The sequence below is a fragment of the Mesorhizobium sp. M7A.F.Ca.US.006.01.1.1 genome, assembly GCF_003997935.1.
Taxonomy (GTDB): domain Bacteria; phylum Pseudomonadota; class Alphaproteobacteria; order Rhizobiales; family Rhizobiaceae; genus Mesorhizobium.
Genome location: NZ_RZQL01000102.1, coordinates 1 through 23,239 on the forward strand (window position 1 = coordinate 1; position 23,239 = coordinate 23,239).

At 62.1% G+C, this 23,239-nt stretch carries 25 protein-coding genes; 9 read left to right on the top strand and 16 right to left on the bottom strand.

The features are described 5' to 3' along the window. The first annotated feature begins 330 nt into the window (after positions 1-330). A complete protein-coding gene (locus EN943_RS18625) occupies positions 331-516 on the top strand; it encodes a hypothetical protein (protein ID WP_127271064.1) in 186 nt (61 codons plus the stop codon). A 40-nt stretch (positions 517-556) separates the two neighbouring features. On the opposite strand, the gene EN943_RS18630 is transcribed toward EN943_RS18625, so the two are convergent. Both EN943_RS18630 and EN943_RS18635 read right to left on the bottom strand, forming a co-directional pair. Further along, complete coding sequence (locus tag EN943_RS18630) at positions 557-1,306, bottom strand: metallophosphoesterase (protein ID WP_127414090.1); 750 nt, start codon at positions 1,304-1,306, stop codon at positions 557-559. Next, positions 1,299-2,108 (bottom strand): hypothetical protein, encoded by an 810-nt coding sequence (locus tag EN943_RS18635; RefSeq protein WP_127414091.1) that lies wholly within the window; start codon positions 2,106-2,108, stop codon positions 1,299-1,301. Before EN943_RS18635 ends, EN943_RS18630 begins: the two co-directional genes overlap by 8 nt. Before the next feature lie 376 nt (positions 2,109-2,484). Here EN943_RS18635 and EN943_RS18640 point away from each other — a divergent pair, with 376 nt between their 5' ends. Beyond that, a complete protein-coding gene (locus tag EN943_RS18640; protein WP_127414092.1) occupies positions 2,485-3,396 on the top strand; it encodes an agmatinase in 912 nt (303 codons plus the stop codon). A 2-nt stretch (positions 3,397-3,398) separates the two neighbouring features. On the opposite strand, the gene EN943_RS18645 is transcribed toward EN943_RS18640, so the two are convergent. The 9 genes from EN943_RS18645 to EN943_RS18685 all read right to left on the bottom strand — a co-directional run bounded on the left by EN943_RS18645 (position 3,399) and on the right by EN943_RS18685 (position 11,205). After that, positions 3,399-4,055 carry a DUF1629 domain-containing protein gene (locus tag EN943_RS18645; protein ID WP_127414093.1) on the bottom strand — a complete coding sequence of 219 codons (657 nt, stop codon included), beginning with the start codon at positions 4,053-4,055 and terminating at the stop codon, positions 3,399-3,401. Between the two features lie 64 nt (positions 4,056-4,119). Next, positions 4,120-4,782, bottom strand: a complete 663-nt coding sequence (locus EN943_RS18650; RefSeq protein ID WP_127414094.1) for a glutathione S-transferase family protein — start codon at positions 4,780-4,782, stop codon at positions 4,120-4,122. A gap of 40 nt (positions 4,783-4,822) precedes the next feature. Continuing rightward, positions 4,823-5,695, bottom strand: a complete 873-nt coding sequence (locus EN943_RS18655; RefSeq protein ID WP_127414095.1) for an aldose 1-epimerase family protein — start codon at positions 5,693-5,695, stop codon at positions 4,823-4,825. A 171-nt stretch (positions 5,696-5,866) separates the two neighbouring features. Then, positions 5,867-6,583 (bottom strand): Bax inhibitor-1/YccA family protein, encoded by a 717-nt coding sequence (locus EN943_RS18660; RefSeq protein WP_023812012.1) that lies wholly within the window; start codon positions 6,581-6,583, stop codon positions 5,867-5,869. Positions 6,584-6,606: 23 nt separating this feature from the next. Next, complete coding sequence (locus EN943_RS18665) at positions 6,607-7,380, bottom strand: anti-sigma factor (protein WP_127414096.1); 774 nt, start codon at positions 7,378-7,380, stop codon at positions 6,607-6,609. Continuing rightward, the gene (locus EN943_RS18670; RefSeq protein ID WP_245270293.1) at positions 7,377-7,892 is read right to left on the bottom strand and encodes a sigma-70 family RNA polymerase sigma factor; all 516 of its coding nucleotides are present in this window, start codon (positions 7,890-7,892) and stop codon (positions 7,377-7,379) included. Before EN943_RS18670 ends, EN943_RS18665 begins: the two co-directional genes overlap by 4 nt. Positions 7,893-8,049: 157 nt before the next feature. Further along, positions 8,050-8,583 carry a response regulator transcription factor gene (locus tag EN943_RS18675; protein ID WP_127414097.1) on the bottom strand — a complete coding sequence of 178 codons (534 nt, stop codon included), beginning with the start codon at positions 8,581-8,583 and terminating at the stop codon, positions 8,050-8,052. Continuing rightward, positions 8,573-9,895: an ATP-binding protein gene (locus EN943_RS18680; RefSeq protein WP_127414098.1), complete on the bottom strand. Its 1,323-nt coding sequence runs from the start codon at positions 9,893-9,895 to the stop codon at positions 8,573-8,575. Before EN943_RS18680 ends, EN943_RS18675 begins: the two co-directional genes overlap by 11 nt. Continuing rightward, positions 9,892-11,205, bottom strand: a complete 1,314-nt coding sequence (locus EN943_RS18685; protein ID WP_127414099.1) for an MFS transporter — start codon at positions 11,203-11,205, stop codon at positions 9,892-9,894. The genes EN943_RS18680 and EN943_RS18685 overlap by 4 nt, the downstream gene beginning before the upstream one ends. A gap of 166 nt (positions 11,206-11,371) precedes the next feature. Between EN943_RS18685 and cyoA the strand changes: the two genes are divergently transcribed. The 7 genes from cyoA to mazG all read left to right on the top strand — a co-directional run bounded on the left by cyoA (position 11,372) and on the right by mazG (position 18,668). Beyond that, a complete protein-coding gene (gene cyoA, locus EN943_RS18690) occupies positions 11,372-12,541 on the top strand; it encodes a ubiquinol oxidase subunit II (RefSeq protein ID WP_127414100.1) in 1,170 nt (389 codons plus the stop codon). A gap of 15 nt (positions 12,542-12,556) precedes the next feature. Next, positions 12,557-14,569, top strand: coding sequence for a cytochrome o ubiquinol oxidase subunit I (gene cyoB, locus EN943_RS18695; RefSeq protein WP_127414101.1), 2,013 nt, complete (start codon positions 12,557-12,559; stop codon positions 14,567-14,569). A 5-nt stretch (positions 14,570-14,574) separates the two neighbouring features. Next, positions 14,575-15,201, top strand: a complete 627-nt coding sequence (gene cyoC / locus EN943_RS18700; protein ID WP_127414102.1) for a cytochrome o ubiquinol oxidase subunit III — start codon at positions 14,575-14,577, stop codon at positions 15,199-15,201. Continuing rightward, entirely contained in the window at positions 15,198-15,578 is a 381-nt protein-coding gene (gene cyoD, locus EN943_RS18705; RefSeq protein ID WP_127414103.1) for a cytochrome o ubiquinol oxidase subunit IV, read from the top strand. Before cyoC ends, cyoD begins: the two co-directional genes overlap by 4 nt. Before the next feature lie 96 nt (positions 15,579-15,674). Then, positions 15,675-16,397: an SURF1 family protein gene (locus tag EN943_RS18710; RefSeq protein WP_127414104.1), complete on the top strand. Its 723-nt coding sequence runs from the start codon at positions 15,675-15,677 to the stop codon at positions 16,395-16,397. Positions 16,398-16,518: 121 nt separating this feature from the next. Beyond that, positions 16,519-17,703, top strand: a complete 1,185-nt coding sequence (locus EN943_RS18715; RefSeq protein WP_127414105.1) for an amino acid aminotransferase — start codon at positions 16,519-16,521, stop codon at positions 17,701-17,703. A 140-nt stretch (positions 17,704-17,843) separates the two neighbouring features. Beyond that, positions 17,844-18,668: a nucleoside triphosphate pyrophosphohydrolase gene (gene mazG / locus EN943_RS18720; protein WP_013531500.1), complete on the top strand. Its 825-nt coding sequence runs from the start codon at positions 17,844-17,846 to the stop codon at positions 18,666-18,668. Positions 18,669-18,730: 62 nt separating this feature from the next. Here the strand turns inward: mazG and hflX are convergent, their stop codons facing one another. The 5 genes from hflX to EN943_RS18745 all read right to left on the bottom strand — a co-directional run. Beyond that, positions 18,731-20,122, bottom strand: a complete 1,392-nt coding sequence (gene hflX / locus EN943_RS18725) for a GTPase HflX (protein WP_127414106.1) — start codon at positions 20,120-20,122, stop codon at positions 18,731-18,733. Then, positions 20,123-20,368: an RNA chaperone Hfq gene (hfq, locus tag EN943_RS18730; RefSeq protein WP_006202172.1), complete on the bottom strand. Its 246-nt coding sequence runs from the start codon at positions 20,366-20,368 to the stop codon at positions 20,123-20,125. It lies immediately after the preceding gene. Positions 20,369-20,513: 145 nt separating this feature from the next. Then, positions 20,514-21,377, bottom strand: coding sequence for a D-amino-acid transaminase (locus EN943_RS18735; protein ID WP_127414107.1), 864 nt, complete (start codon positions 21,375-21,377; stop codon positions 20,514-20,516). 100 nt (positions 21,378-21,477) lie between these two features. Further along, on the bottom strand, positions 21,478-22,839 hold the full coding sequence (locus EN943_RS18740) for a sigma-54 dependent transcriptional regulator (RefSeq protein WP_127414108.1): 1,362 nt from the start codon (positions 22,837-22,839) through the stop codon (positions 21,478-21,480). After that, positions 22,829-23,239 (bottom strand): ATP-binding protein (locus EN943_RS18745; RefSeq protein ID WP_127414109.1); only part of this gene is annotated, 411 nt, incomplete at its 5' end. The genes EN943_RS18745 and EN943_RS18740, both read right to left, overlap by 11 nt.

Genomic DNA, 23,239 nt, shown 5'->3' on the forward strand with positions numbered 1-23,239 from the left:
TCCTCATTCTCATCGGGGTTGGGGAGCGGAGTCTCGTCCGGAAGCCTTTCCGGTTCGGGTTCCTCGATCGGCTCGGGCTTCCATGTTGGAGGCGGCACGGGCATATCGCGATTTGGGTCTGGCTGTCTTGGCTGTGGCATCTAACTATCTCCGTTCAGTCGGAACAACTCGTCCGCCGAGGCATGGTTCCTGGCAGAATCCAGCCGTTTTGATCGTTGCGCCCTCAAAGCAGGCGTGCGCACACGCATGCCGGCGCAAAAGTTGCAGATCGTTCGGAACCGGTCGGATTTTCGAGCCGTTGTCGTCGACAAGCGATCAAGGAGAAGCGTGATGAAGGACAAGGAAGGAAATATCGACCATACATTGCCGCAGGTCGCCATCGACGATCAGCAGGTGCGACAGCTGGCCGCCACGACCGATTTGCCCTCCAGGCAGGCTCGCGAACTGGTGCGCCGTCATGGCAACGATCCCCGCAAGCTGGAAGAGTTGGCGAAGTCGATCAACGCCACCAATTGAGTCCAGGCCAATGGATATCGGCGGCGCAGGCCCGTTGGCATCAGATTTCGAGCAAGGCGTAGGGGCGGCCGCCAGGCTTGGCCACATGCATGGCGACGTTGTAGACCTTGGCTCCGCCAGGTGTTTGACCTTCGTAAGAACCGCGATGTGCATGACCGTGCACGACAGCACTAACCCGGAATCGATCGATCGTTTCGGCCAGGCGTGAAGAGCCTAGAAACGGAAATATCTCCGGCGGTTCTCCCGCGACGGTGTCGGCAATCGGCGCGTAGTGGAGGATCACCAGCGTGCGCTTGGCCCGCACCTGGCGCATCGCATTTTCAAGCCGCATTGCCTCGTTCACGCTTTCCGCGACCATCGTCTTGATCGCCGGTTCACCGAATGAGCCGAGCATGCGCGACCCGAAGCCGCCTATGAATCCCTTCACGCCGACAAAACCGACCTCCTCAATTTCGACTGCCTGCCCATCGAGGAGGTGAACATGCGCTTGGCGCAGGATCTTCGTGACGTCTTCCACCGCACCAGACTCATAGTCATGATTGCCGAGCACCGCCACAACCGGGATGGAGCAGTTGCGCAGATCCTCGGCCAGCATCTCCGCTTCTCGAGGCTTGCCGAGATTGGTCAGATCTCCTGTGAGAACGAGAATGTCCGCTTCGCTCGATATCTCTCCGAACAGGTCTCGATACGAGGTTTGCGCATCTTCCCGCACATGAAGATCCCCGATCGCGGCAACTTTGAGCGCGCGTGCGCCCTCCTTGGGCGCGCTGCTCTTGACGGGATCAGCCATCACGGAATTCTCCCACTCCCCCGACGCCGGCGAAGCCCCATTCCTTGACGTCGATTTCGTAATCGGTTTGCGAAAGCAGCCGCCCACGGCAGATCTTCATCCTTGGAGACGGCAATTGCCGTTGCTTGGCGAGGCGGTCGAGCAATTCATCGAGCAACCACGCCGGGATATGATCGCGCTCGCTCGGATAGATCCATCTGAAATTGATAAGCTGCATCAACAGAACCTCCCAGTGAACCTCCAGGTAAGAAAGCAGCCGGTGCCAATCGATCTGATCGCCCGCCTTGAGAATCGTATGAGCGATATCGGCGCCATCGTGTCGGCCTCTGTCCTGGATAAAGCATTTGGACCAGATGAGTTCGGTCGGTCCGATGATCCGCACCCTGCTGCCCAACAGCTCGGTTTGGCGGGCGTGTTCCAGCCACAGGTCGCCAACAGGCATCATGCCGTTGGCCGAGCCGAATATGACGTCGAAGAAATGCGTGCCCTTGAACACCTTGCCGAGCCACCGATCGTCCTCGATTTCGACGGCATATCCAAGCTGCTTGAAATGGGCGAGAATCCGCGCGTAGTCGCCTGCCTTGCAGAAGATATCGAGGTCCTTGGTCTGGCGGGTGACACCCGTATAAGCGCTTACCGCGTAGGTTCCGGCGACCAGAAAGGGTATGTCGGTGGCGGTAAGCTCGCGGATTGCTTCCGTGTAAAATACCTCCGCCTCGGCATTTTTGAGCGTCGGCGCCGCTTTTGCATCGATCTTGGGAAGCGAGACCAGGACGTTTTCAGGCAATGGACCATTGGTCATGAAACGATGACTCCTAATCCGGCAACCGGCAGTCGCCCGCTGTGGTAACAACGTGAACCCCGCCTGGTTCCGCTACCGGGCGGCCAGCCAAAGGTTCATTCTCGTCACGTACTGGAAATTTCGGGATCGCGCCTGCCGATCCAAGCCCGCCCCAACGTCATCGCCGGCGCGCAAGTCTCTATGTCGTCTCGAAATCGGCCCATGCCGCCGCCAATGCCCATTGGCCCAAATTTGAAACACCTCGTGGGCGCTCGATCTCGATCGTTTTAGAGTTTATTGGGCTTACCCAATCGGGCACACGAAGCTGAAGCCTAGGCGCTTGACCTAGCCGCACCCCGATCCGCGTGCGCCAAGCCATCATCAGGACCATCAAGGCATGACCCCCTCGCCTCCCTTTCTCGGCCTTCCCGACCGCCTCGCAGACGGCCGGGTGCCCCGTGCGGTGATCTTCGGGGCCGGTCACGCCAGCACCTATCCCGGCAAGGAAAGCAGCGGCCACGCCTTGGCGGCGGATGCCATCCGCGCTGCGAGCCAGGACGATGCCGCGTTCGTCGAGCACTGGGATTTCGATCTTGGCGGCCCGCTGTTCGACGGCAAGCCGGTCTCTTGCATCGACGCCGGCGATATCTTGACCACCATGCATGACAATGCCGGCAACCGGGCCAGGATCGAGGCAAAAACGCGCGAGATCCTGACGTTGCCGGCTGTGCCGATCCTGATTGGCGGCGACTGTTCCATGACCATTCCCTTCCTCGCCGGCTTTGCGGAGCACGGGCCAGTCTGGGTCTTGCAGATCGACGCCCATATCGACTGGCGCGACGAGGTTCATGGCGAACGCCACGGCTATTCGAGCCCGATGCGCAGGGCGAGCGAGATGCCGCATGTCGCCGGCATGGTGCAGGTCGGTCTGCGCAGCGTCGGCAGCGCGCGCATCACCGAAATCGAAGCCGCCCGGCGCTATGGCAGCCGCTTCGTGACCGCCCGTGAGGTTCATGCCCAGGGCGTCGAAGCCGCGCTTCGGCATATTCCGGAAGGCGCGCGGGTCGTCGTCACCCTCGACTGCGACAGCCTTGATCCAAGCATTATGCCGGGCGTGGCGGCGCGTACACCCGGCGGCCTCACCTACACGCAGGTGATCGACCTGATCGCCGGCCTCGGCAGACGGGCCCGGATCGCAGGATTCGACCTTGTCGAGTTCTATCCTCCGGCCGATATTGACGGCCTGTCAGCGCTGACCGCCGCGCGCCTTCTCGTCAATGTGGTCGGCGCCGTCGTCCGGCAGGCTTGATATCAAAACCCTGCTTTTCGCCGCAGACCGGCCCAAAAGCGCGCGAGCGAGCTTGCGGTTGAAATGCCCTTTTCCACACCTGGGTACTCGATCCTGCCTTGTCCGGCCGGCTCGTCGCTCCAGGCCAAGTTGAAAGCAATGCCCTTGAGCCCAAGCTCCCCGATCCGGCGTACGATCGTCTCCTGCAGATAGATATCGGATATTCGCACCCCGTCGGCACGCTCGGGCAGCTTGAATATCTCGATACCGCCGATTGCGTCCGCTCGAAGGGCGAGGCTTTCGATCACCATTATGCCGCCATCGTCAAAGCGAACGATCTTTGAACGTTCCTCGTCCAGCGCATCGATCACGGTGGTGACATTGAAGAGCGATATTGGCTCGTCAGCACGAAGCGGCAGGAATTCACCGTACGGTTCGAGGGTAGGCCGAAGCAACTTCAACGCCCTTGCCCGCAGGATGAGCACATGCTCGCCAAGCCATGGAAAATCTGAATATTGCCGGAGCGTACCGTCGTCCTGTTCGCGCAGGATCTCCATCCCGGGCGGATGCCATTGGGTCTGCTTCCGGCCGCAGAGCATCGAAAACAGCTGGTAGTCGTCCGCCTGTCGAGGAAGGCCCCATTCCTGTCCTTCGACCACGCTCAGGACATAGATCTTCATCCGATCCCCCACACATCAGTGCCTTGGTAGACTCGGCTTGCCGCGCGGTTCCTCGCGCGCATTCTCACCGCTGGTCCGCGACAGCCGTTTGCGGCACCGGCGGTAATTCGGGTGCATCCATCCCCTTGAAAGGGTCACGCCAGGCGTCGATGTCTTCAAGCCGGCGGTACCAGCGGCTGACAGAGGAATAATCGTCGAGCGGCAATCTGGCGGCATCGTTGAACGGCAGGAAGGTCGCCATTCGAAAATCGGCATGGGAAACCGAATTCCCGACCAGCCACTGCCGCTCGGCAAGCACGGCATCGAGTATTGCCGCAGCCGTATGGAATCGGTCTAGGCCCTCCTCCACTCGCTTCTGATCGATCGGGCCGATGCCGTACCGCTGTTTGGTGCCACGTTCGAAATGCACCGTGTCGCAAGCGAGTGCGAAGTGCTCCTTGCCCCAGCTGAGCCAGCGGATCATCTCCGGTTCGTCATCGCCGGTGCGCCAGAAATCCGAATGCGCGTCGCGCGAGAGCCTGCAGGCTATGGCGTCTGCCTCCCAGAGGCTCTTTCCCTCATCATCCACAAGGATGGGCAGTGAGAGATTGGGATTTAACCGGCGAAATTTCTCCATTTGCCCGGCAGCGAATGGCGAAGCGAATTCAAAGTCCACTTTCGTTTCGAGATAGCGTGCGACCGCGACCGCCAATCGAGGATTGGGATTGCGGCTGAAGTACAGCTTCATTGGGCACTCCCGGTTTGGCCGGATCTGCCGATCAGGAACGTCACAGCAGTCGTATCTGATAGCTCATCACGCGCCTTGCACCCGGCGCGATCAACATCACGCCAGGCTTGTCGATGAACTCACCATCGAAATCCACCGGGCTTGCAATGCCGTGCCAAGGTTCGATGCACAGGAACGGCGCGCCGCCCGGCTTTGACCAGACGCCCAACTCCTGAACTCCATGCCAGGACATCTCCAGAGCCGGGCCAAGCTTAGCGGCATAGCGCACGCTGGTACTGGCGGGCTGGTCCATGATCACGGCGTCCTCGTCGAACAACCGCTCTGAGAGCGGGAGGATGTTGCCTTCGACAGGCGTCGGCTGTGGCGTTTTCAGCAGCAGTCCGTCCTTAAGGCGGCGGATCGGCGCCGGCTCGTCGTCGGCAAAAATCAGCCGGTAATCCGTCTTGGCCAGATCCGGCAGCAAGGGCCAATTGAATGCCGGGTGCGCCCCGATCGATGCCGGCAGCGGCTCATCGCCGGTGTTGGTGATATCGAAAGTCACATCAAGCTGCTGGCGGACCAGCGTGTAGGTCACTTCAAGCCGAAAGGCGAACGGATAGCGCGCCCGGGTGTCGGCGTCGTCAGTGAGCACCAGCGTGCAGGATCGCGGCCCCTTCTGCGCCCAGGCAAACGGCTTGTCGCGCGCAAACCCGTGCTGCGTCATTGGATAGGTCCGGCCGCGATGGCGCAGATGATCGCCCGCCAGCCGCCCTACGATCGGGAACAGCACCGGCGAGTGCCGCCGCCATTCTGGCCCCGCCTGCCACAGGAATTCAAATCCGTGCGCGTCTTGCAGCGAAATCAGTTCCGCGCCCTGCGCGACGATGGTCGCCGAGATATCGTCGCCATGAAGCGTTTGGCTGTCCTGTGCCACATTTCCTCGCGGGTCGTGAAGGCCGGCGCGGTGGGCAGACTAGCAAAAGCTCTTGGGGACTCAAGGTGCAGCCGGGTTCTGCAGGAACGAATTGTGGCCGGAGGATCTCCCTCCGGCCACCTCTCCGCATCAAGAGCAATAACCCTCGCTCTTGCCCACAGCGGATAGTCGTTATTCGCGTTCGCCGGTGAAATTCAGCAGCAGCTGGAAGATGTTGATGAAGTTCAGATAGAGCGAGAAGGCGCCGAAGACGGCAAGTTTCTGGCGCGATTCCGCATCGAAATTCTCGGCATACTGTTCTTTGATCGTCTGCGTATCCCAAGCGGTCAGGCCGATGAACACGGCGATGCCGATCACCGAGATGGCGAACTGCAGCGCGGTCGAGCCGAGGAAGATGTTGACGATGCTGGCGATCACCACGCCGATCAGGCCCATGATCAGGAACGACGAGAACTGGGTCAGGTCGCGCTTTGTCGTGTAGCCGTAGAGGCTGGTGGCGCCGAACATGGTGGCGGCGATGAAGAAGGTGCGCGCGATGCTGGTTCCGGTGAAGACCAGGAACACGGAGGCGAGCGACAGGCCCATGACCGCGCAGAAGGCCCAGAACATCGCCTGGGCACTCGCCGCCGACATGGTCTGCATCTTGAACGAGAACAGCATGACGAAGGCGAGCGGCGCCAGCATCACCACCCATTTCAGCGGGCTGGAGAAAATCGGCACGTAGAGCGCCGGCGTCGATGAGATCATGAAGGCGACGAGGCCGGTGACCACCAGGCCGACGCCCATGTAGTTGTAGACGCGCAGCATGTGCTGGCGCAGGCCCTCATCGAAGATGGCTCCGGTTTGGGCGCCGGCGCCGACGCGATATCCCAGATTGGGGGTGTTCATTTGCGTTCTCCTTTGTGGATCGATCAGTAAAGCGTCTTGGCGAGCGTCTCGGCGGCGCGGTCGAGGTCACGGACCTCGCTTCGTCCGACCACCGCATAGGCGACCTCGCCGATCTGGAAATAGGCCGAGGAAATATCGCCCGAGGGCGCGATCGTCGGCTTGACGACGTCGAAGGTTCCAGGCCGGATCGCAAACAGCGACACCAGCCCCATGTCTTTCGTCTCGACCGCCATCTCGACGCTCGGCCCAAAGCGTGACGGATAGATCTGCACGTCGCGAACCTTCCAGTCCTTGGGCAGCGACGGCATGACGATGGCGGTCGCAGCGCGAATCTCGCCGGCATTGTAATTGGGCGCTTCGGGCTGCGACGGCATGCTCTCGCGCACCAGCGTCGTCCTGTGGGCCTGCACCGCCTCGTCGACATAGGCGGGCGGCTGCGGCGAGGCGACGACCTTGGTCACCGACATCGGCCCGATGATGCCATTCGCCAGCCAGCCGGCGGCGACGAAGGCAGCAACCACCGCGGCGCGCTGCAGCACACCGAAGATGCGGCCGCGGGCAAGCCCCCTCTCCAGCCGCCGCGCGGCATCGGCGGTCGCGGGCCGTGCCATGCCCTTGGAGCCGGCAAGCGCCACGCGCAGTTCATCGCGGGTCCTGAGATCCGACATCACGCGCGCCGCTGTCTCCGGGCGAGCGGACAAGAATGCCTCGACCTCGATGCGGCGGGTGACGTCGATCTGGTCGTCGACATAGGCGTCGAGGTCGATATCCGTCACGGGATCGACAGTTGCGGTCATGACGGGCCTCCAACGATCCTGAGGTGGTTTTTTGCCTTCGCCGGTTCCTCCATCTCGCGCAGTGCGGCGCGCGCCCTGCCGATGCGTGACATCAGCGTGCCGAGCGGCACGCCGCTGGCATCGGCGGCCTGCTGGTAGGAGAGGCCTTCGATGGCGACGAGGTGCAGCGCTGAACGCTGTTCTTCCGGCAGGCTGAAAAAAGCCTGGCGCACCTGCGCCAGGCGCACCGAATGCTCCTGCGGTGCCGGCGTGCTGCCGTCGGCCAGGTATCCAGCCTGTTCGAGGCGCGACGCTTCGGACTTGCGGGACCGCATCTTGTCGATGAAGGTGTTGTGGACGATCGACAGCAGCCACGCGCGCAGGTTTCCGCCGGAGCGGAACGTGCTGCGCCGCTCATAAGCGCGCACCAGCGCGTCATGGACAAGATCCTCGGCGTCGGTGCTGTCGCGCGTCAGCGAGCGCGCATAGCGGCGCAGCGAACCGAGCTGTCCTATGATGTCAAAGCGTGGCATCGACGGTTTCATGTCCTGTTTACGGAGCATGTGGGGATTTTAATCCCTGCCCTGCCAATTTTTTCCCTTTGGAGGACATCGTTCGAATACAACGATTGTTGCCGCATCAATGTCATCATTGGTATCGCCACAATATGCGATGCCCGTAGACCGTGCCTTACTTCACACGCCTCTTCTCCAGCTTCCGCGCCAGTGTCCGGCGGTGCATGCCCAGCCGTCGTGCTGTCTCGGAAATGTTGAAGTCGGCCTCTACCAACATCTCGTGGATGCGCTCCCATTCGAGGTTCTTTATCGAGGTGGGTCGCTCGGCGAGCGGCACCGAAGCATTGCCCTCGACCTGGCCGAAAGCCGCTTCAATGTCGTCTGTGTTGGCAGGCTTGGCGAGATACTGGCAGGCGCCGAGCTTGATCGCCTCGACAGCGGTGGCGATGCTTGCAAAGCCGGTCAACACGACGATCCGCATTTCAGGATCGTGTTCGTGCAGCGCCCTGACGCATTCCAGGCCAGAGCCGCTGGCAAGCTTGAGATCGACGACGGCATATTGGAAGGCAACGGTGCCGATCAGCGCATGCACGCCGTCGACGCTCCGGCAGCCATGCGTTTCGTAATCACGCCGTTCGAAAGACCGACGCAGCGCGTTGGCAAAGGCGATATCGTCCTCGACGATCAACAGCGTGCGTTTAGTCGGCATTGTGCCCTCTCGGAGACAGAGCAGCCAGCGGCAGATGCAACGTGACCGAAGCTCCCCCCTCGGTTCTGTTTCTTACGGTGACGGTACCCCCCAGCTTGCGGATGACATTGACGACCAGAAACAGGCCGAGCCCGCTACCTGGCCGATTCTTGGTCGACGTGTAGGGCTTGCCGAATTCAGCAAGCATGGCTTCTTCAAATCCCGGTCCCAGGTCGACAACTTCGACGATGAGATCGTCCGCGTGGCGGCTGACGATCAACCCGACCCATAGAGGCGACGCTTCAAGTGCGTTGTCCAGTACATTGAACATCACCTGTTTGAGCGCGGGATCGGAGACGATCTCCTGGTTGGCGCCGAAACGCCTGGTGTATTCGAAGCCTTGCGGCAGCCGTGTCGATTTCCATTCGGCCACCAACTCCGCCAGGAAGGCGTCGACGGAGGTGCGAACCGTGCCTTCGCCGCGCAATTCGCCCGACGACATCAGGATTCCCGAAACGATCTTCTTGCAACGGTCCAACTGGCCCTGCATCTCCCGGATTTCCTGCGCCATATCCGGATCGGCATCGAGAGCCGGCATGCGCTGCCAGTCGTTGAGGATGACGGAAAGCGTGGCCAGCGGCGTGCCGAGTTCATGCGCGGCGCCAGAGGCGAGCAGGCCCATCCTGACGATGTGAGCCTCCTCCGCCGACTGCTGTCGCAAATCCGCAAGATGGGCGTCGCGGGTGCGAATGTTGTTCTGGACCCTGGTGATGAACAGCACCAGAAGCGTTGCCGCCAGGACAAAACAGATGAACATGCCCTGGATGTGCAGGCTGAACAGCCCGGCACCGTGTGCGGCGGGCAGGCTGATCTCACGGTAGAAGGTGGTCAGCGCGATGAAGCACGTGCTTGCAATGAGGACAAGCGCCCAGACCGACCATGTCTCCAGCAGTACCGCGCCCAGGATGACCTGGAGCAGGTAAAGCGAAATGAAGGGATTGGACGCGCCGCCGCTCAGGTAAAGCTGGACCGTCAACGCGGTGACGTCGAGCAGCAGTCCAAGAAACAGCTCGGTGTTGGTGATCGCGTCCTGGCTGCTGTGCCGACGCAGGCTGGCGACGTTGAGAGCGATCAGCAGCAGGATCACCACTGCCATCGGCACCAGCGGCAGCCCGATGCCAAGCGCGTAGCGGACGAACAGGATCGTCACGATCTGACCACCGACCGCGATCCAGCGCAGTTGAATCAGAAGCAGGAAATTCTGCTTGTTGGTCTTGTCGTGCAGCGTCATTGGGCCGGGAGGTCCCCAGCCCTGGCCAAGCAGGTCGCTCAAGCGGGCGTCCGATCCAGGCGCTGGTTGAGCCTCAGCGCCAGCAGCGTGCATAGCGCTCCCGACAACAGATAGGCGCCTGACGAGATCAGCCCGAAGTGGGCGGACAGGAACAGGGCGACAATGGGCGCGAAGCCGGCACCGAACAGCCAGGCGAGATCCGAGGTCAGCGCAGCACCTGTATAGCGGTAGTTCTTTGAAAAGTTCGAGGCGAGTGCTCCCGAAGACTGGCCGAACGACAGGCCGAGCAGGACGAAGCCCAAGACCATGAAGACGGACTCACCGACGAAGCCGCCATCGAGCAGCTGTGGCGCGAAACCGCTGAACACGGCAATGGCCACCGCCGAGCCTCCAAGCAAGGGCCAGCGTCCGACGCGGTCGGCGACGAGGCCCGAGATCGCGATTGCCGCCAGGCCGAAGAAGGCTCCGATCGTCTCGATGACCAGGAACCGTCCCGGTCCCTCGCGCGTGAACAGGAAGATCCAGGACAGAGGAAACACCGTAACCATGTGGAACAGGGCGAAGCTCGCCAGTGGCGCGAAGGCGCCGAGCACGACAGTGCGCCCTTCGGCGCGCAACGTCTCGCGGACGGAGGTCGGCTCCAGTTCCTGGCCTTCGAACAGTTTGGTGTATTCCGGCGTCACCACTATGCGCAGCCGCGCGAACAGGGCGACGACGTTGATGGCGAAGGCGACGAAGAACGGGTAGCGCCAGCCCCAGCTGAAGAAGTCTTCGGCCGACAGGTTGCCGACGAAATATGCAAACAGGGCGCTGGCAACGATGAGCCCGAGTGGCGCGCCCAGCTGCGGGATCATGGCATACCAGCCGCGGCGCTTTTCGGGCGCATTCAACGCCAGCAGCGAGGCAAGTCCGTCCCATGTCCCGCCCAGCGCCAGTCCCTGACCGATCCGGAACATGGCCAGCAGCCAGGCCGAAGCCTGGCCGATCTGGTCGTAACCGGGCACGAAGGCGATCGAGACCGTCGAGGTCCCCAGCAGGAACAACGCGATGGTGAGTTTGGCGCTGCGGCCGTAGGCGCGGTCGAGCGCGGTGAAGATCGCCGTCCCGATCGGCCGCGCGATGAAGGCAAGCGCGAAGATGGCGAAGGAGTAGAGCGTGCCGGTCAACGGGTCAGCATAAGGAAATACGAGCTTCGGAAAAACGATGACGGAAGCGATCGCGTAGACGAAGAAGTCGAAGAATTCCGACGTCCTGCCGATGATGACGCCAACGGCGATTTCGCCCGGCTTCACCTCGTGATGCCGCGCGTTGATCCGTCTTGCGTCGGCTTCGATCTTCGAAGTTGGGCTCACAGCATTCTCCGTCGCCCCGCCGCGGTCTCATACGATCGCTTGCCATGTGCGCGGGCCAGGTGCTTTGATGACGCCTGCCGCGTCATTGCGGCATTGGACAAATTGTCCAATGCCTTCATTGCCGCGGTACGGTTAGCACTGGGGGGAACAACCGACAGGTCATACATTGAGCCGTCTCCGTACCCTTTTCCTGCTGCCCCTGCCGGCATCGCTCGGCTCCTGCAGCATGGTCGTCCTGAACCCGGCCGGCGACGTCGCCGCGCAGCAGCGCGACCTGCTGATGGTGTCCACGGCACTGATGCTGATCGTCATCATACCGGTGATGGCTCTCACCATATTCTTTGCCTGGCGATACCGCCAGTCCAACCGCGAGGCGCGCTACGAGCCGGATTGGGACCACTCGACCCATCTCGAGCTCGTCATCTGGGCCGTGCCGCTTCTGATCATCATCTGCCTGGGCGCCTTGACCTGGATGGGCACCCATCTGCTCGACCCCTATCGTCCGATCGGACGTGTAGCGGCCGGCAAGCCGCTGCCGCTGGATGTGCGCCCGCTTGAGGTCGAAGTCGTCGCGCTCGACTGGAAATGGCTGTTCATCTATCCCGAATACGGCGTCGCCGTGGTCAACGAACTGGCTGCGCCGGTCGACCGGCCGATCAGCTTTCGCATCACCTCCGCATCGGTGATGAACTCCTTCTACATTCCAGCACTGGCCGGCCAGATCTATGCGATGCCGGGTATGGAAACCAGGCTGCACGCGGTCATAAACAAGTCCGGCGACTATGAAGGGTTCTCAGCCAATTACAGCGGCGCCGGCTTCTCGGGAATGCGCTTCGCGTTCCACGGCCTCGACGATGCCGGTTTCCAGGCATGGATCGCGAAGGCAAAGGACGGCGGCGGCAAGCTCGACCGAAACGGCTATCTGGAACTCGAACAGCCCAGTGAGAACCAGCCCGTGCGCCACTATGCGGCGGTGGATACCGATCTCTACAAGGCGATCCTCAACATGTGCGTCGAGCCAGGCAAGATGTGCATGAGCGAGATGTCGCAGATCGATGCCAAGGGCGGTCTGGGAATGGCCGGCATCCGCAACACCCTTCCGCTGCTGTACGACAAGTTCGCCCGCCGCGGCACGATATTCGGCCCTGCCCCATCCTATGTCGCCAGCATATGCACGACCGAAGAAGCACTGGCGGCTTCGAAGGCTGATCAATCCGCCACGCCGATGACCTCGACGCCGATAGTCGGCGCCGGTCTGCAACGGCCACTGCCCCTGTCGATCCGACTGCCGTCACCTTCCGCAACCGGCACGCTTCGGTCGCCCTTCAACTCCTGAGGCGCCACGCAAGACATGTTCGACAATCCTGCTCTTCTCAAGGCGATCTTCGGCCGGCTTACACTCGAGTCGCTGCCGCTGCACGAGCCCATCGTGGTCGCGACCTTCATGGTCGTCGCGCTGGGCGGCATCGCCCTCGTCGGCGCGCTGACCTATTTCAAGCTCTGGGGCTATCTGTGGCGCGAATGGTTCACCAGCGTCGACCACAAGCGCATCGGTGTGATGTACATGGTGCTCGGCATCGTCATGCTGCTGCGCGGCTTCAGCGACGCCATCATGATGCGGCTCCAGCAGGCGATGGCCTTCGGCGGTTCGGAAGGCTATCTCAATTCACATCATTACGACCAGATCTTCACCGCGCACGGCGTGATCATGATCTTCTTCGTGGCGATGCCGCTGGTGACGGGTCTGATGAATTTCGTCGTCCCGCTGCAGATCGGCGCGCGCGACGTGTCGTTTCCGTTCCTCAACAATTTCAGCTTCTGGATGACGGTCGGCGGCGCGGTCATCGTCATGATGTCGCTGTTCGTCGGCGAATTCGCGCGCACCGGCTGGCTTGCCTATCCGCCGCTGTCGGGCATCGGCTACAGTCCGGATGTCGGTGTGGATTATTATATCTGGGCACTGCAAGTGGCGGGCGTCGGCACGCTGCTGTCGGGCGTGAACCTCGTCTGCACCATCGTCAAGATGCGCGCGCCTGGCATGACCATGATGAGAATGCCGATCTTCACCTGGACCGCGCTCTGCACCAATGTGCTCATCGTCGCCGCCTTCCCGGTGCTGACGGCGGTGCTGGCCCTGCTGGCTCTCGACCGCTATGTCGGCACCAACTTCTTCACGAACGACTTCGGCGGCAATCCGATGATGTACGTGAACCTGATCTGGATCTGGGGCCACCCCGAGGTCTACATCCTGATCCTGCCGGCCTTCGGCATATTTTCCGAAGTGACCTCGGCCTTCTGCGGCAAGCGGCTCTTTGGCTACACCTCGATGGTCTACGCAACCATCGTCATCACCATCCTGTCCTATCTCGTCTGGCTGCATCACTTTTTCACCATGGGGTCGGGAGCGAGCGTCAACTCGTTCTTCGGCATCACCACGATGATCATTTCGATCCCGACAGGCGCCAAGATATTCAACTGGCTGTTCACCATGTACCGCGGCCGCATCCGCTTCGAACTGCCGATGATGTGGACAGTCGCCTTCATGCTGACCTTCACTGTCGGCGGCATGACCGGCGTGCTGCTCGCCGTTCCGCCGGCCGACTTCGTGCTCCACAACAGCCTGTTCCTGGTCGCGCATTTCCACAACGTCATCATCGGCGGCGTGCTGTTCGGCCTGTTTGCCGGTATCAGCTACTGGTTCCCCAAGGCATTCGGCTTCCGGCTCGATCCGTTCTGGGGAAAGATGTCCTTCTGGTTCTGGGTGGTCGGCTTCTGGTTCGCCTTCATGCCGCTGTACATCCTCGGCCTGATGGGCGTAACGCGCCGGCTACGCACCTTCGAGGATCCCTCGCTGCAGATCTGGTTCATCATCGCCGCTTTTGGCGCCTTCCTGATCCTGCTTGGTATCCTGTCCTTCCTCATCCAGATCTTCGTCAGCGTGCGCCGGCGCGAGCAGCTTCGTGACGACACCGGTGATCCGTGGGACGGGCGTACACTCGAATGGGCAACCTCGTCGCCGCCCCCGGCCTACAATTTCGCCTTTACGCCGGTCGTCCACGATCTCGACACCTGGGCGGACATGAAGAATCGCGGTTACCAGCGTCCGTTGACGGGCTTCCACGACATCCACATGCCGCGCAACACCGGAGCCGGCGTCATTCTGGCTGGGTTGAGCGTGGTGCTTGCCGTGGCGCTCATCTGGTACATCTGGTGGCTGGCGATCGTGAGCTTCGTTGCTCTGATCGGCTACGCCATCGCGCATACCTTCAATTACGACCGGGACTTCCACATTCCGTCCAGCGACGTCACCCGCGTCGAGGACGAGCGGACACGCCTGCTCGCAGCCACCAGCCAGGCGGGATGAGCACCATGGCACACGCCGACACGGTGATCGACGAAACGGTCTTCCACCTGGAAGACGACCACGGCCATGCCGAGAGCGGCAGCAGCACCATGCTCGGCTTCTGGATCTACCTGATGAGCGACTGCCTCATCTTTGCGATGCTGTTTGCAGTCTACGGCGTGCTCGGTGGCAACTACGCGGCCGGACCCGCGCCGAAGGACCTGTTCGATCTTCCGCTGGTCGCGCTCAACACCACCATGCTGCTGCTGTCCTCCATCACCTACGGCTTCGCCATGCTGGAGATGGCGAAAGGGCGAGTGAGGCCGATGCAGGTGTGGCTGGTGATCACCGGCCTGTTCGGCCTCGCCTTTCTCGGCATCGAACTCTACGAATTCGCCCATTTCATCCACGAGGGGGCGACGCCACAGCGCAGCGGCTTTCTTTCGTCGTTCTTCACGCTGGTAGGAACGCACGGCCTGCACGTCACCTTCGGCCTGGTCTGGCTGGTTGTGCTGATGGTGCAGGTCTCCAGACATGGGCTGATCGCCGCGAACCAGCGGCGCCTGATGTGCCTGAGCATGTTCTGGCACTTCCTCGACGTCATCTGGATCGGCGTCTTCACCTTCGTCTATCTGATGGGAATGTTGCGATGAGCGCCGGGCACCAAACAGACACCAGCGACCACAGCCACGCGCATCACGGCGTCGATCACGGCTCGCTGGCCGGCTATCTGACAGGCTTCGGCCTGTCCGTCGTACTGACCGCCATTCCCTTCTGGTTGGTCATGACCAACGCGCTCGGCAATCAGATGGCGTCGGCGATTGCCATCATGGCCTTCGCCGTCGTGCAAATCATCGTCCACATGGTGTTCTTCCTGCATATGAACACCAGGTCGGAGAGCGGCTGGACCATGATGGCGCTGATCTTCACCCTCATCCTGGTGATGATCGCGCTGACGGGCTCGCTCTGGGTCATGTACCATCTGAACGTCAACATGATGCCCGGCCATGACATGAGTCAGATACCCTGAGAGAGGGACCTGGCTTTGGACGAACAGGCGCGGGCGACACCGCCTTCGAATACAGGCGACGGTCAAAGGGTTACGCGTTCGAGATGGACGCTGTTGATGCTTTGCCTTTGCGGAGCCATCGGCATCGCAGGGTTCTCGGCGCTTGGTATCTGGCAGCTGGAGCGCCGCGTCTGGAAGCTCGACCTGATCGAGCGTGTCGACCAGCGTCTCAAGGCGGCACCTGTGGCCGCCCCGGCGCCTTCGGCCTGGCCGGCGATCAACGCCAGGGATGACGAGTATCGCCAGATTGCCGTCACGGGCCGGTTTCTCGGTGATCGCGAGACCCTGGTCCAGGCGGTCACCGATCTCGGCGGTGGCTTCTGGGTAATGGCGCCGTTCCGAGCGGATGATGGCTTCACGGTTCTGGTGAACAGGGGCTTCGTGCCGACGGACAAGCGCGATCCGGCAACCCGCCTCGAAGGCAAGCCCTCGGGCGATCGCACCGGGATTCGCGGCCCGTTGCGCATCAGCGAACCGAAAGGCGGCTTCCTGCGTATCAACGATCCGGCCGCCAACCGCTGGTATTCGCGCGATGTGCAGGCGATCGCCACGACGCAAGGCCTCGGGCAGGTCGCTCCTTATTTCATCGATGCCGATGCCACGCCCAATCCGGGAGGGTGGCCGGTCGGCGGCCTGACGGTCGTTTCGTTCCACAACAACCATCTGGCCTATGCCCTGACATGGTTCGGGCTGGCCTTGATGGTGCTGGGCGCGGTCGTCTATCTGTTGCGGCAGACTGGGAAACACGGCGGGGCTGACCGCTGGCCGAGGCAAAGCTGAAAGGAGCAGGCAGGGCAGGCTTCCCGGCACCCCCGCCTCGGGCTGGAGCACCTAGCTAAAACCGCTGGCGAAACGCGACCGATTTGCGTATCACTCCGCCGCGCCAATGGAACCATTTTCGATGTTTGAAGCCCTGCAGCCCGCCCCCGCCGACAAGATCCTGGCCCTGATCGGCCTTTATCGCGCTGATCCGCGCCCCGACAAGGTCGACCTCGGCGTCGGAGTCTACAAGGATCGCGACGGCAAGACGCCCGTCATGCGCGCCGTGCGCGAGGCCGAAAAGCGGCTGCTGCAGGGTCAGGACACCAAGACCTATCTCGGCCTTGCCGGCGATACCGCCTTCAACACGGTGATGGCCAAGCTCGCCTTCGGTTCGGGCGCCGACATGACGCGCATCCGCGCCGCACAAGCGCCCGGCGGCTCCGGCGCACTGCGGCTGGTGGCGGAACTGCTGAAGCGGACGCGCTCGGATGCAACCATCTGGCTGTCGGATCCGACCTGGCCGAACCACATGCCGGTGATGCGCGCCGCCGGACTGCAGATCCGTGAATATCCCTATTTCGACGCCGCCTCGGGCGCCGTTCGTTTCGACGACATGCTGGCGGCGCTGCGGACCGCAAAGAGCGGCGACGTCGTGTTGCTGCATGGCTGCTGCCACAACCCAACCGGCGCCAATCTGGATGCGGCACAGTGGGCAGCCGTTACCGATCTGGTCGTCGAGCGCGAGCTGCTGCCGTTTGTCGACATCGCCTATCAGGGCTTTGGCGATGGGCTTGAGGCCGATGCGCTCGGCTTGCGCCTGCTGGCCGCGAAAGTTCCCGAAATGGTCGTCGCCTCGAGCTGCTCGAAGAATTTCGCCGTCTACCGCGACCGCGTCGGCGCAGCGATGATCCTGGCCAGGGACGGCGCACAGGCGGATGTGGCGATGAGCCAGATGCTGTCGGCGGCGCGCGCTATGTATTCGATGCCACCGGACCATGGTGCGGCGGCCGTGCGTATCGTGCTGGAAGATGCCGACTTGCGTGCAGACTGGGAAGCTGAGCTCGAAGAGATGCGGCTGCGCATGCTCAGGCTTCGGGTGCAGTTCGCTGAAGCGCTGCGTCGGCAATCCAATTCAGACCGCTTCGATTTCGTTGCCAGCCATCGCGGCATGTTCTCCCGCCTTGGCCTCACGGAAGCGCAGGTCGAACGGCTCCGTGCCGAGCACGGCATCTACATGGTCGGCGACAGCCGTATCAATGTCGCCGGACTGCCCGAGGACAGCATGGACGAACTCGCCAAGGCGATCGTTTCGATTCTTGATTGACGCGGCTCATCTGTGGACAAGGCTTCCGCGCCGGCTGACAGCGTTGGCCGCGCGGCCGGTCGCGGGATAGCATCCGATAGACTGTTTTGACGCAATTCCGGACAGAAAACCGTTTCACACTTTTCCTGGAATAGCTCTAGATGACGCCATCGAAAGACATTTCGCGCCTGATCGAGATCATGGCGGCGCTGCGGGCGCCGAAGACCGGCTGCCCCTGGGACATCGAACAGGATTTCTCGACCATCGCACCCTATACGATCGAGGAAGCCTATGAGGTGGCGGATGCCATCGCGCGCGGCGACCTCGACGATCTGCGCGACGAACTCGGCGATCTGCTGCTGCAGGTCGTCTACCACGCGCAAATGGCCGAGGAGGCCGGCGAGTTTGCCTTCCCCGACGTGGTGCAAGCCATCACGACGAAGATGATCCGTCGCCATCCGCATGTCTTCGGCGACGAAAAAGCCCGCAGCGCCGGCATGGCCAAGGGCATGTGGGAAAAGATCAAGGCCGAGGAGAAGGCGGAGAAACGAAGCGCCCGCCTCGCGCGCGGTCTCGATCCGGAAGACAACGGCAAGGGGTTTCTGGACAGCGTGCCGGTCGCCCTGCCCGCGCTAACCCGGGCGCTGAAACTTCAGGAGAAGGCCGCCCGCGTCGGCTTCGACTGGAGCGAGGCGGCGCCCATCCTCGACAAGATCGAGGAAGAGATCGGCGAATTGCGCGAGGCACTGGCCAAGGGCGACACCGCCTCGATCAAGGACGAGTTCGGCGACATGCTGTTTGCCGTCGTCAATCTCGGCCGTCACCTCAAGCTCGATTCGGAAGCGGCGCTGAGCGGCACCAACGAAAAATTCCGCTCACGTTTCCATTATGTCGAGCAGGCCTTGGAGAAAGCCGGCAACACGCTGGACAAGGCTGATCTGGCCGAGATGGAAGCGCTCTGGCAGGAAGCAAAGACCGCGAAGTAATCTCTCTTTCGGGCAATTCCGGACGGAAAACCGCTATACACTTTTCCTGGAATTGCTCCGGATTACCCGTTGTTTTTACGACGCAATCGGCTTTCGATCTCTTCGCGGGCGCTTTGCGTGGCCTTGAGCGAGATGGTGGCGCTGCCGTCGTCATTGTCGGTTCGCGAAACGACATCGCCATTGCGGTAAAGCCAGTCGACAAGGCCGAACTGTGCCGGCTCGATCGTCACGGTGAGGTCTTCGAGTTCGCCCGCCATCCGCGTTTCGATGATCGCCTTCAGCGCGTCGATGCCCTCGCCGGTCACCGCCGACACCGCAATCGGCGGGGCCTTGTTGGCATCGGCGCCGTCTGCTAGCAGCCGGGTCCGGTTGCCTTCGTCGAGCCGGTCGATCTTGTTCCACACTTCGATCACGCGCTTGGCGTCGCCGGCGTCGACACCGAGGTCGGCCAGGATGCGCTCGACATCTTCCGCTTGTGCCGCAGTGTCCGGATCGGAAATGTCGCGCAGATGAAGCACGAGATCGGCCTCGACCACCTCTTCCAGGGTGGCGCGGAAAGCTGCGATCAGATGCGTCGGCAGGTCCGAAATGAAGCCGACCGTGTCGGAGAGGATGATCGGCGTGCCATGCGGCAGGCGCACGCGACGCAGCGTCGGGTCAAGCGTGGCGAACAGCATGTCCTGCGCCAGCACATCCGCCCCGGTCAGCCGGTTGAACAGCGTCGACTTGCCGGCATTGGTGTAGCCGACGATCGCCACCACCGGGAACGGCACCTTCCTGCGCTTGGCGCGGTGCAGGTCGCGCGTGCGCCGCACCGTTTCCAGCTCCTGCTTCAGCTTGATGATCTTTTCCTGCAACTGCCGCCGGTCGGATTCGATCTGTGTTTCGCCGGGGCCACCGAGGAAGCCGGCGCCGCCACGCTGGCGCTCCAAATGGGTCCAACTGCGCACGAGGCGGCCCTTCTGGTAGTTGAGATGGGCGAGTTCGACCTGCAGCGTGCCTTCCTTGGTGCGTGCACGCTCGCCGAAGATCTCGAGGATCAGCCCGGTGCGGTCCAGCACCTTGGCGTTCAGCTCTTTCTCGAGATTGCGCTGCTGCACCGGGGTCAGCGGATGGTCGACGACGACCACTTCCGCATGTCCCTCTTTGACGATTTCCGCAAACTCCGCGACCTTGCCGCTGCCGAGCAGCGTCGCCGGACGCGGATCGTTGACGGTCACCACCGCTGTGTGGATCAGATCAAGGTTGATAGCGCGGGCAAGGCCAACGGCCTCGTCGTGACGAGCATCAGCCGAACGCATCAGCCGCGGGCGGTTGGTCTCGTCGTCGTTGCGCTGGTGGCGGGTAAGGACGGGCACAATGACAACGGCCCGGGTCGGGCCCTTGGCTTCCGTCCCGGGATGATGTGTTGGTTTTCCGCGAACGGTGGCGTCCGCGTCTTTCTCACGTGCCAATCAGGCGCCCTGGCTTTCCTCGCCATCGAACATCTGAACCGGCTGGCTCGGCATGATCGTGGAAATGGCGTGCTTGTAGACGAGCTGGGAGTGACCGTCACGGCGCAGCAGCACACAGAAATTGTCGAACGAAGTGACCACGCCGGTCAGCTTCACGCCGTTGATGAGGAAGATGGTGAGCGGGTTCTTGCTCTTGCGAACTGAATTCAGGAACAGGTCCTGAAGGTTTTGCGATCGTTCCGCCATTGTTCTTGTCTTTCGCCGATCCCCTTCGGTTTGCAAGCCAATGCGCCAAATTAACGGGCGCATGTCAAGCTCGCAAACACCGTCTTGTCGTCAGTAACGACAAGCAGAACGAGATATATTGATGTTCATTCCACCTGTGCGGTTATCAGGCTGGACTTTTTTCCGCAATGTCAAAAAAGGCCTGCCGCAACGAAAGTGTTATTGAGCCGGGATGTCCATTGGCGACCGTATCGCCGTCGATAGCCACGACCGGCATGGCGATTGTCGTTGCGGAGCTGATGAACGCCTCGCGTGCCGCCTTGGCCTCGGCGACGGAAAAGCCGCGCTCCTCGATCTTCAGGCCGAGCTTGGCCGCCACTTCGAACATGGTCGTGCGGGTGATGCCGCGCAAGATGCCGTGCTCGGCCGGCCTGGTGACCAGGACGCCGTCCCGGGTGACGATCCAGGCGTTGGACGACCCGCCTTCCTTGACGTTGCCTTCACCGTCGACGAACCAGGCTTCCTGCGCTCCGGCTTCCTTGGCCTTCTGCTTGGCCAATACATTGGGCAGCAGCCCGACGGTCTTGATGTCGACGCGGTCCCAGCGGTTTTCCGGCACGGTGATGACCGCGATGCCAGTCTCGGCGCGCTTTGCACCAGCGGCAGGGTCGGCCTTCTTGGCAGTCACCACCAGGGCCGGCTTCGTGTCGGCGGAAGGGAAGACGAAGTCGCGGCTGGCCACGCCCCGCGTAACCTGCACGTAGACCAGGCCATTGGCGACGTGGTTGCGATTGACCACTTCGCGCAGAATGAGTGGCAGCACGTGAGAGGTGACCGGCCAGGCGATCGACAATTCGCTCAGCGAGCGGTTCAGCCGGGCCAGGTGGCGCGGCATGTCGACGATAAAGCCACGCGCCACCTCGCAGACCTCATAGACGCCGTCGGCGAACTGATAGCCACGGTCCTCGATATGCACGGCAGCATCGGCGTGCGTGACATAGCGCCCGTTGACATAGGCAATGCGCGGCATGGGCAACCTCTAGGAAATTCTCGGGGCTTTCTTATGCGATTCCACTGCGGCCGTAACCGGCAAATGCTTGGCCCAGGCGCGGCGGCTGGATATGACGCGCTCAGACGCCCAGCGACTTCAGCTTGCGGTGCAGGGCGGAGCGCTCCATGCCGATGAACTCGGCGGTCTTCGAGATGTTGCCGCCGAAGCGGTTGATCTGGGCGATCAGGTAATCCTTCTCGAACTGTTCGCGCGCCTCGCGCAGCGGCAGCGCCATGATGTGCTGGTCGGATTGATTCGGCGTGCGCGGCATGACATCGCCGATCTCGGCCGGCAGAAGGTCCGCGGTGATCGGCGCGTCGACGTCGTCGCCGCGCGCAAGGATCATCAGGCGCTCGACATTGTTGCGCAGCTGGCGAACGTTGCCCGGCCAATTGTGCGCCTGCAGCACGGCCAGCGCATCATCGCCGATGCGGCGCGGCTTGATGCCGGCCTGGCGGGCGATCTGCTTCATGAAATTGTCGACGAGGTAGGGAATATCCTCGCGCCGCTCGGCCAATCCCGGCACGATGACCGGAACAACCGCCAGGCGATGGTAAAGATCCTCGCGGAAACGACCGTCGGCGATCATCGCTTCGAGGTTCTGCGAGGTCGAGGAGATGATGCGGACATCGACCTTGACCCGCTTGGTGCCCCCTACCCGCTCGAACTGCTGCTCGACCAGCACGCGCAGGATCTTGTTCTGCGTCTCGCGCGGCATGTCGGCGACTTCATCGATGTAGAGGATGCCGCGATGAGCCTCCTCCAGCGCGCCGACCTTGCGCTCGACGCCATTCGATTCGGTGCCGAACAGCTCGATCTCCATGCGTTCGGGCGTGATGTTGGCGGCGCTTAGCGTCACGAATGGTGCGCTCTTGCGCGCCGACAGCGTGTGGATGGCGCGCGCGGCCAGTTCCTTGCCCGAGCCTGACGGGCCGATGATCATGACGCGGCTGTTGGTCGGTGCGACGCGCTCGATGGTCTGGCGCAACTGGCTCATCGCCGACGACATGCCGATCAGATCGAAGGTTTCGCCACTGCGCAGCTTGAGATCGAAAACCTCGCGCCGCAATTTCGAGGTCTCGAGCGCACGCTCGGCAATGAGGATCAGCCTGTCGGCCTTGAACGGTTTTTCGATGAAGTCATAGGCGCCGCGACGGATGGCGGAGACCGCCGTTTCGATGTTGCCGTGGCCCGAAATCATCACCACGGGCAAGGTCGGATGCATCGTCTTGATCTCGTCGAGCAGCGCCAACCCGTCCAGACGCGAGCCCTGCAGCCAGATGTCGAGGAAAATCAGCCGCGGCGCGCGATCAGCTATAGCAGCGAGCGCGCTGTCGGCATCGAATGCCGTGCGGGTTTCGTGACCTTCGTCGCTCAGTATGCCCGCGACGAGTTCACGGATGTCTTCCTCGTCATCGACGATGAGAATATCAGACGCCATTACCGACCTTTTCAGTTTCTCGTTCGTTTTCCGTCCTGCTTTCGCCGCGTGGAGCCACGGCGGCAGCGGGCGGCAGGATGATGCTGATCATCGCGCCGCGCCCGTCGTGGAAGTCCGCGGGCGCATCATGAAGTTCCAGCCTGCCACCATGGTCCTCCACGATCTTCTTGACGATAGCGAGACCAAGCCCGGTGCCCTTCTCGCGCGTGGTCATATAGGGCTCGAGCAGCCGTTGGCGATTTTCGCGCGGCAGGCCTTTGCCATTGTCGATGACGTCGATGCGAATCGCGCCATTCTGGCGCCCGGCTTGAATCCGGATTATGCCGTGCGAACCATCCTTCTGTTCCAATCCGTCGATTGCCTCGGCGGCGTTCTTGATCACATTGCCGAAAGCCTGAGC

Excerpts from the sequence above, each read along its gene's own strand:
- EN943_RS18650 (WP_127414094.1), bottom strand. The coding sequence starts at position 4,782 with ATGAAGCTGTACTTCAGCCGCAATCCCAATCCTCGATTGGCGGTCGCG.
- EN943_RS18710 (WP_127414104.1), top strand. The coding sequence starts at position 15,675 with ATGCTTTGCCTTTGCGGAGCCATCGGCATCGCAGGGTTCTCGGCGCTT.
- EN943_RS18660 (WP_023812012.1), bottom strand. The coding sequence starts at position 6,583 with ATGAACACCCCCAATCTGGGATATCGCGTCGGCGCCGGCGCCCAAACC.
- EN943_RS18665 (WP_127414096.1), bottom strand. The coding sequence starts at position 7,380 with ATGACCGCAACTGTCGATCCCGTGACGGATATCGACCTCGACGCCTAT.
- EN943_RS18630 (WP_127414090.1), bottom strand. The coding sequence starts at position 1,306 with ATGGCTGATCCCGTCAAGAGCAGCGCGCCCAAGGAGGGCGCACGCGCG.
- EN943_RS18675 (WP_127414097.1), bottom strand. The coding sequence starts at position 8,583 with ATGCCGACTAAACGCACGCTGTTGATCGTCGAGGACGATATCGCCTTT.
- hfq (WP_006202172.1), bottom strand. The coding sequence starts at position 20,368 with ATGGCGGAACGATCGCAAAACCTTCAGGACCTGTTCCTGAATTCAGTT.
- cyoD (WP_127414103.1), top strand. The coding sequence starts at position 15,198 with ATGAGCGCCGGGCACCAAACAGACACCAGCGACCACAGCCACGCGCAT.
- EN943_RS18635 (WP_127414091.1), bottom strand. The coding sequence starts at position 2,108 with ATGACCAATGGTCCATTGCCTGAAAACGTCCTGGTCTCGCTTCCCAAG.
- EN943_RS18645 (WP_127414093.1), bottom strand. The coding sequence starts at position 4,055 with ATGAAGATCTATGTCCTGAGCGTGGTCGAAGGACAGGAATGGGGCCTT.
- EN943_RS18640 (WP_127414092.1), top strand. The coding sequence starts at position 2,485 with ATGACCCCCTCGCCTCCCTTTCTCGGCCTTCCCGACCGCCTCGCAGAC.
- EN943_RS18740 (WP_127414108.1), bottom strand. The coding sequence starts at position 22,839 with ATGGCGTCTGATATTCTCATCGTCGATGACGAGGAAGACATCCGTGAA.
- EN943_RS18670 (WP_245270293.1), bottom strand. The coding sequence starts at position 7,892 with ATGCCACGCTTTGACATCATAGGACAGCTCGGTTCGCTGCGCCGCTAT.
- cyoC (WP_127414102.1), top strand. The coding sequence starts at position 14,575 with ATGGCACACGCCGACACGGTGATCGACGAAACGGTCTTCCACCTGGAA.
- cyoB (WP_127414101.1), top strand. The coding sequence starts at position 12,557 with ATGTTCGACAATCCTGCTCTTCTCAAGGCGATCTTCGGCCGGCTTACA.
- EN943_RS18735 (WP_127414107.1), bottom strand. The coding sequence starts at position 21,377 with ATGCCGCGCATTGCCTATGTCAACGGGCGCTATGTCACGCACGCCGAT.
- EN943_RS18625 (WP_127271064.1), top strand. The coding sequence starts at position 331 with ATGAAGGACAAGGAAGGAAATATCGACCATACATTGCCGCAGGTCGCC.
- mazG (WP_013531500.1), top strand. The coding sequence starts at position 17,844 with ATGACGCCATCGAAAGACATTTCGCGCCTGATCGAGATCATGGCGGCG.
- EN943_RS18715 (WP_127414105.1), top strand. The coding sequence starts at position 16,519 with ATGTTTGAAGCCCTGCAGCCCGCCCCCGCCGACAAGATCCTGGCCCTG.